General features: G+C 55.6%; 1 protein-coding gene. It reads left to right on the forward strand.

Features of this window, described 5'->3' with window-relative positions; genetic code table 11:
• Nucleotides 1-2,759: 2,759 nt before the first annotated feature.
• Nucleotides 2,760-3,620 (forward strand): broad-spectrum class A beta-lactamase TEM-116, encoded by an 861-nt coding sequence (locus IF61_RS33750; RefSeq protein WP_000027050.1) that lies wholly within the window; start codon nucleotides 2,760-2,762, stop codon nucleotides 3,618-3,620.
• Nucleotides 3,621-6,365 lie beyond the last annotated feature (2,745 nt).

A 6,365-nucleotide genomic window follows, 5' to 3' on the forward strand; every position in this document is an offset into this window, starting at 1 on the left:
ACGAAGCTATGTCCAAGCGCAAAATCAAAGAAGAGATGCTCCAGGTCATCGCGCCGGAGATCTATGGCCCCCCGAAGAAGGAAGAGCAGGATTACAAGCCCCGAAAGCTAAAGCGGGTCAAAAAGAAAAAGAAAGATGATGATGATGAACTTGACGACGAGGTGGAACTGCTGCACGCAACCGCGCCCAGGCGGCGGGTACAGTGGAAAGGTCGACGCGTAAGACGTGTTTTGCGACCCGGCACCACCGTAGTTTTTACGCCCGGTGAGCGCTCCACCCGCACCTACAAGCGCGTGTATGATGAGGTGTACGGCGACGAGGACCTGCTTGAGCAGGCCAACGAGCGCCTCGGGGAGTTTGCCTACGGAAAGCGGCATAAGGACATGTTGGCGTTGCCGCTGGACGAGGGCAACCCAACACCTAGCCTAAAGCCCGTGACACTGCAGCAGGTGCTGCCCACGCTTGCACCGTCCGAAGAAAAGCGCGGCCTAAAGCGCGAGTCTGGTGACTTGGCACCCACCGTGCAGCTGATGGTACCCAAGCGCCAGCGACTGGAAGATGTCTTGGAAAAAATGACCGTGGAGCCTGGGCTGGAGCCCGAGGTCCGCGTGCGGCCAATCAAGCAGGTGGCACCGGGACTGGGCGTGCAGACCGTGGACGTTCAGATACCCACCACCAGTAGCACTAGTATTGCCACTGCCACAGAGGGCATGGAGACACAAACGTCCCCGGTTGCCTCGGCGGTGGCAGATGCCGCGGTGCAGGCGGCCGCTGCGGCCGCGTCCAAAACCTCTACGGAGGTGCAAACGGACCCGTGGATGTTTCGCGTTTCAGCCCCCCGGCGCCCGCGCCGTTCCAGGAAGTACGGCACCGCCAGCGCACTACTGCCCGAATATGCCCTACATCCTTCCATCGCGCCTACCCCCGGCTATCGTGGCTACACCTACCGCCCCAGAAGACGAGCGACTACCCGACGCCGAACCACCACTGGAACCCGCCGCCGCCGTCGCCGTCGCCAGCCCGTGCTGGCCCCGATTTCCGTGCGCAGGGTGGCTCGCGAAGGAGGCAGGACCCTGGTGCTGCCAACAGCGCGCTACCACCCCAGCATCGTTTAAAAGCCGGTCTTTGTGGTTCTTGCAGATATGGCCCTCACCTGCCGCCTCCGTTTCCCGGTGCCGGGATTCCGAGGAAGAATGCACCGTAGGAGGGGCATGGCCGGCCACGGCCTGACGGGCGGCATGCGTCGTGCGCACCACCGGCGGCGGCGCGCGTCGCACCGTCGCATGCGCGGCGGTATCCTGCCCCTCCTTATTCCACTGATCGCCGCGGCGATTGGCGCCGTGCCCGGAATTGCATCCGTGGCCTTGCAGGCGCAGAGACACTGATTAAAAACAAGTTGCATGTGGAAAAATCAAAATAAAAAGTCTGGACTCTCACGCTCGCTTGGTCCTGTAACTATTTTGTAGAATGGAAGACATCAACTTTGCGTCTCTGGCCCCGCGACACGGCTCGCGCCCGTTCATGGGAAACTGGCAAGATATCGGCACCAGCAATATGAGCGGTGGCGCCTTCAGCTGGGGCTCGCTGTGGAGCGGCATTAAAAATTTCGGTTCCACCATTAAGAACTATGGCAGCAAGGCCTGGAACAGCAGCACAGGCCAGATGCTGAGGGACAAGTTGAAAGAGCAAAATTTCCAACAAAAGGTGGTAGATGGCCTGGCCTCTGGCATTAGCGGGGTGGTGGACCTGGCCAACCAGGCAGTGCAAAATAAGATTAACAGTAAGCTTGATCCCCGCCCTCCCGTAGAGGAGCCTCCACCGGCCGTGGAGACAGTGTCTCCAGAGGGGCGTGGCGAAAAGCGTCCGCGGCCCGACAGGGAAGAAACTCTGGTGACGCAAATAGATGAGCCTCCCTCGTACGAGGAGGCACTAAAGCAAGGCCTGCCCACCACCCGTCCCATCGCGCCCATGGCTACCGGAGTGCTGGGCCAGCACACACCTGTAACGCTGGACCTGCCTCCCCCCGCTGACACCCAGCAGAAACCTGTGCTGCCAGGGCCGTCCGCCGTTGTTGTAACCCGCCCTAGCCGCGCGTCCCTGCGCCGTGCCGCCAGCGGTCCGCGATCGACCCTCTAGTCAAGGCCTTAAGTGAGTCGTATTACGGACTGGCCGTCGTTTTACAACGTCGTGACTGGGAAAACCCTGGCGTTACCCAACTTAATCGCCTTGCAGCACATCCCCCTTTCGCCAGCTGGCGTAATAGCGAAGAGGCCCGCACCGATCGCCCTTCCCAACAGTTGCGCAGCCTGAATGGCGAATGGCGCCTGATGCGGTATTTTCTCCTTACGCATCTGTGCGGTATTTCACACCGCATATGGTGCACTCTCAGTACAATCTGCTCTGATGCCGCATAGTTAAGCCAGCCCCGACACCCGCCAACACCCGCTGACGCGCCCTGACGGGCTTGTCTGCTCCCGGCATCCGCTTACAGACAAGCTGTGACCGTCTCCGGGAGCTGCATGTGTCAGAGGTTTTCACCGTCATCACCGAAACGCGCGAGACGAAAGGGCCTCGTGATACGCCTATTTTTATAGGTTAATGTCATGATAATAATGGTTTCTTAGACGTCAGGTGGCACTTTTCGGGGAAATGTGCGCGGAACCCCTATTTGTTTATTTTTCTAAATACATTCAAATATGTATCCGCTCATGAGACAATAACCCTGATAAATGCTTCAATAATATTGAAAAAGGAAGAGTATGAGTATTCAACATTTCCGTGTCGCCCTTATTCCCTTTTTTGCGGCATTTTGCCTTCCTGTTTTTGCTCACCCAGAAACGCTGGTGAAAGTAAAAGATGCTGAAGATCAGTTGGGTGCACGAGTGGGTTACATCGAACTGGATCTCAACAGCGGTAAGATCCTTGAGAGTTTTCGCCCCGAAGAACGTTTTCCAATGATGAGCACTTTTAAAGTTCTGCTATGTGGCGCGGTATTATCCCGTATTGACGCCGGGCAAGAGCAACTCGGTCGCCGCATACACTATTCTCAGAATGACTTGGTTGAGTACTCACCAGTCACAGAAAAGCATCTTACGGATGGCATGACAGTAAGAGAATTATGCAGTGCTGCCATAACCATGAGTGATAACACTGCGGCCAACTTACTTCTGACAACGATCGGAGGACCGAAGGAGCTAACCGCTTTTTTGCACAACATGGGGGATCATGTAACTCGCCTTGATCGTTGGGAACCGGAGCTGAATGAAGCCATACCAAACGACGAGCGTGACACCACGATGCCTGTAGCAATGGCAACAACGTTGCGCAAACTATTAACTGGCGAACTACTTACTCTAGCTTCCCGGCAACAATTAATAGACTGGATGGAGGCGGATAAAGTTGCAGGACCACTTCTGCGCTCGGCCCTTCCGGCTGGCTGGTTTATTGCTGATAAATCTGGAGCCGGTGAGCGTGGGTCTCGCGGTATCATTGCAGCACTGGGGCCAGATGGTAAGCCCTCCCGTATCGTAGTTATCTACACGACGGGGAGTCAGGCAACTATGGATGAACGAAATAGACAGATCGCTGAGATAGGTGCCTCACTGATTAAGCATTGGTAACTGTCAGACCAAGTTTACTCATATATACTTTAGATTGATTTACCCCGGTTGATAATCAGAAAAGCCCCAAAAACAGGAAGATTGTATAAGCAAATATTTAAATTGTAAACGTTAATATTTTGTTAAAATTCGCGTTAAATTTTTGTTAAATCAGCTCATTTTTTAACCAATAGGCCGAAATCGGCAAAATCCCTTATAAATCAAAAGAATAGCCCGAGATAGGGTTGAGTGTTGTTCCAGTTTGGAACAAGAGTCCACTATTAAAGAACGTGGACTCCAACGTCAAAGGGCGAAAAACCGTCTATCAGGGCGATGGCCCACTACGTGAACCATCACCCAAATCAAGTTTTTTGGGGTCGAGGTGCCGTAAAGCACTAAATCGGAACCCTAAAGGGAGCCCCCGATTTAGAGCTTGACGGGGAAAGCGAACGTGGCGAGAAAGGAAGGGAAGAAAGCGAAAGGAGCGGGCGCTAGGGCGCTGGCAAGTGTAGCGGTCACGCTGCGCGTAACCACCACACCCGCCGCGCTTAATGCGCCGCTACAGGGCGCGTAAAAGGATCTAGGTGAAGATCCTTTTTGATAATCTCATGACCAAAATCCCTTAACGTGAGTTTTCGTTCCACTGAGCGTCAGACCCCGTAGAAAAGATCAAAGGATCTTCTTGAGATCCTTTTTTTCTGCGCGTAATCTGCTGCTTGCAAACAAAAAAACCACCGCTACCAGCGGTGGTTTGTTTGCCGGATCAAGAGCTACCAACTCTTTTTCCGAAGGTAACTGGCTTCAGCAGAGCGCAGATACCAAATACTGTTCTTCTAGTGTAGCCGTAGTTAGGCCACCACTTCAAGAACTCTGTAGCACCGCCTACATACCTCGCTCTGCTAATCCTGTTACCAGTGGCTGCTGCCAGTGGCGATAAGTCGTGTCTTACCGGGTTGGACTCAAGACGATAGTTACCGGATAAGGCGCAGCGGTCGGGCTGAACGGGGGGTTCGTGCACACAGCCCAGCTTGGAGCGAACGACCTACACCGAACTGAGATACCTACAGCGTGAGCTATGAGAAAGCGCCACGCTTCCCGAAGGGAGAAAGGCGGACAGGTATCCGGTAAGCGGCAGGGTCGGAACAGGAGAGCGCACGAGGGAGCTTCCAGGGGGAAACGCCTGGTATCTTTATAGTCCTGTCGGGTTTCGCCACCTCTGACTTGAGCGTCGATTTTTGTGATGCTCGTCAGGGGGGCGGAGCCTATGGAAAAACGCCAGCAACGCGGCCTTTTTACGGTTCCTGGCCTTTTGCTGGCCTTTTGCTCACATGTTCTTTCCTGCGTTATCCCCTGATTCTGTGGATAACCGTATTACCGCCTTTGAGTGAGCTGATACCGCTCGCCGCAGCCGAACGACCGAGCGCAGCGAGTCAGTGAGCGAGGAAGCGGAAGAGCGCCCAATACGCAAACCGCCTCTCCCCGCGCGTTGGCCGATTCATTAATGCAGCTGGCACGACAGGTTTCCCGACTGGAAAGCGGGCAGTGAGCGCAACGCAATTAATGTGAGTTAGCTCACTCATTAGGCACCCCAGGCTTTACACTTTATGCTTCCGGCTCGTATGTTGTGTGGAATTGTGAGCGGATAACAATTTCACACAGGAAACAGCTATGACCATGATTACGCCAAGCTACGTAATACGACTCACTAGTGGGGCCCGTGCAATTGAAGCCGGCTGGCGCCAAGCTTCTCTGCAGGATATCTGGATCCACGAATTCGCTAGCTTCGGCCGTGACGCGTCTCCGGATGTACAGGCATGCGTCGAACCCCGGATCCGGCCGTCCGCCGTGATCCATGCGGTAACCGCGTACGAGCAGACGGTGAACCAGGAGATTAACTTTCAAAAAAGCTTTAACAACCACGTGCGCACGCTTGTGGCGCGCGAGGAGGTGGCTATAGGACTGATGCATCTGTGGGACTTTGTAAGCGCGCTGGAGCAAAACCCAAATAGCAAGCCGCTCATGGCGCAGCTGTTCCTTATAGTGCAGCACAGCAGGGACAACGAGGCATTCAGGGATGCGCTGCTAAACATAGTAGAGCCCGAGGGCCGCTGGCTGCTCGATTTGATAAACATTCTGCAGAGCATAGTGGTGCAGGAGCGCAGCTTGAGCCTGGCTGACAAGGTGGCCGCCATTAACTATTCCATGCTCAGTCTGGGCAAGTTTTACGCCCGCAAGATATACCATACCCCTTACGTTCCCATAGACAAGGAGGTAAAGATCGAGGGGTTCTACATGCGCATGGCGTTGAAGGTGCTTACCTTGAGCGACGACCTGGGCGTTTATCGCAACGAGCGCATCCACAAGGCCGTGAGCGTGAGCCGGCGGCGCGAGCTCAGCGACCGCGAGCTGATGCACAGCCTGCAAAGGGCCCTGGCTGGCACGGGCAGCGGCGATAGAGAGGCCGAGTCCTACTTTGACGCGGGCGCTGACCTGCGCTGGGCCCCAAGCCGACGCGCCCTGGAGGCAGCTGGGGCCGGACCTGGGCTGGCGGTGGCACCCGCGCGCGCTGGCAACGTCGGCGGCGTGGAGGAATATGACGAGGACGATGAGTACGAGCCAGAGGACGGCGAGTACTAAGCGGTGATGTTTCTGATCAGATGATGCAAGACGCAACGGACCCGGCGGTGCGGGCGGCGCTGCAGAGCCAGCCGTCCGGCCTTAACTCCACGGACGACTGGCGCCAGGTCATGGACCGCATCATGTCGC

The sequence above is a fragment of the Streptomyces roseoverticillatus genome, assembly GCF_000719265.1.
Lineage (GTDB): Bacteria > Actinomycetota > Actinomycetes > Streptomycetales > Streptomycetaceae > Streptomyces > Streptomyces roseoverticillatus.